The organism is Micromonospora zhanjiangensis, from assembly GCF_042650605.1.
In the GTDB taxonomy this organism is placed as follows: Bacteria; Actinomycetota; Actinomycetes; order Mycobacteriales; family Micromonosporaceae; genus Micromonospora_J; species Micromonospora_J zhanjiangensis.
Window position 1 is genome coordinate 1 of the sequence record NZ_JBHSBN010000091.1, and the last position, 1,853, is coordinate 1,853.

The 1,853-nt window shown below is 67.0% G+C and carries 1 protein-coding gene; it reads left to right on the top strand.

Annotated elements, in window-relative coordinates:
* The first annotated feature begins 156 nt into the window (after positions 1-156).
* Positions 157-1,356 carry an IS701 family transposase gene (locus ACFOX0_RS34050; RefSeq protein ID WP_377553782.1) on the top strand — a complete coding sequence of 400 codons (1,200 nt, stop codon included), beginning with the start codon at positions 157-159 and terminating at the stop codon, positions 1,354-1,356.
* Positions 1,357-1,853: the final 497 nt, after the last annotated feature.

Here is a 1,853-nt window from a genome sequence, read left to right on the forward strand (position 1 = left end):
CCCCGGCCGGCAGGCCAGGCTCCTGCTGCTTCTTCTTCGCCACCGCGGCAGTATCCACGGCGTCAGTCGTCACGGTCATCAGGTGCGTCTCCTTGATCAGGAGTTACACCGTTCTTTTTACAGTCCCCTCGTGGGGTCTGACTCGTTTCACCTGGTGTGACGACGGTTGAGACGGTCGAGTCGTGGGCGGCTGGGCTTGAGGACTTCCTGATCGGGATCGGGCATCGGTTCGCCCGGGTCGAGCCGCGGCGGCTGGCCTTCGCCTATGTGCGGGGGCTGCTGTCGTCGCTGGAGCGTAAGAACGGGTGGACTTTGACCGAGCTGGCCGGCAACACCTCGACCAGCTCGATGCAGTGGGTGCTGCAAAGCCCGTGCTGGGACCCCGATGAGGTCCGCGATGACGTGCGCAGCCATATCGTGCAGCATTTGGGAGACGCCGACGGTGTGCTCGTCGGCGACGAGACCGGCTTTCTGAAGAAGGGCACCAAATCCGCCGGGGTCCAGCGGCAGTACTCGGGCACGGCCGGACGTACGGAGAACTGCCAGATCGGCGTGTTCCTGGCCTACGCGTCAGCGCGCGGGCGTGGTGTGTTGGACCGGGAGCTGTACCTGCCGGTGTCGTGGACCGAGGACCGGGATCGGTGTCGCAGGGCCGGCATCCCTGATGAGGTCGAGTTCGCGACCAAGCCCGCCCAGATGCGGGTGATGCTGGCGCGGGCGATCACCGCCGGGGTGCCGTTCAAGTGGTTCACCGCCGACGAGCTCTACGGGCAAAACCCTGACCTGCGCGCGTTCTGCGAACAGCGGGACGTGTTCTACGTGATGGCCACCCGCAAGGACGACCAGGTCGCGGCCGGGTTGTTCACGACCAGCCGGGTCGATGAAATGATCGCCAAACTCCCGGCCGGGGCGTGGAAGCGCCGCAGCGCCGGCGACGGCGCACACGGCCCACGGGTCTACGACTGGGTGGCCACCCCGATCCGCCGTGACTTCGGCACCGACCGGCGCGGCTGGGTACTGGCCCGCCGCTCGATCTGCGACCCGACTGACATCGCCTACTACGTGTGCTACGGGCCACGCGGCTCCCGGCTGCGGGAACTGGTCCGGGTGGCAGGCAGCCGATGGTCCATCGAGGAACTGTTCCAGACCGCGAAGAACGAGACCGGCCTGGACCACTACCAGGTCCGCCGCTACGACGCCTGGTACGCCCACATCACGCTGTCCATGGCGGCCCTGGCCCACCTGGTCGTCACCCGCGCCACCGAGCGAGCCGCGACCGTCGAGATGGTAAAGGGGGCGACGATCCCGAGGCAGACGAGCTTGTCCCGCTCAGCAGCAACGAGATCCGCCGCCTGATGGCCCGCCTCGCCCAAGGCGGACGTGCCGTGATGACCAAGGCCCTGCACTGGTCACGATGGCGCCGCAGACGCCAGGCCCAAGCCCGCGCCGCCCATTACCGCAAACGATCCAAACGCCTCGAAAGTGACGACCCTGGGTTGCAGTAGAAAGCCGTATTCGCCACCCGACCGGAATCCCCTGCCGCGCGCACCACACAACGCACCCTGAACTCGTCCCGACGAGTAGGAACCGAGCAGGCTGGACCGAGGGCCAGCAGGAACGTCACACCCTCAACCGGCAAGACCAAACCCGCTCGCTCCGAAGACCACGCCGACCCCGGTCCACGGATCCAGGCTAAGGAGGCGACCTCAGTGGCAGCGACCGGCACTCCCTGTCTGTCAGGCTGAGATGAGGCAGCCGTTCCCGGAGCGTTAGGCTTGCCGGGAGACAGGAAGAGGATCATCGTGACACTACCCAGCACCCCGGGTGATCAGGGCGGACGACCGAAGCGGCGA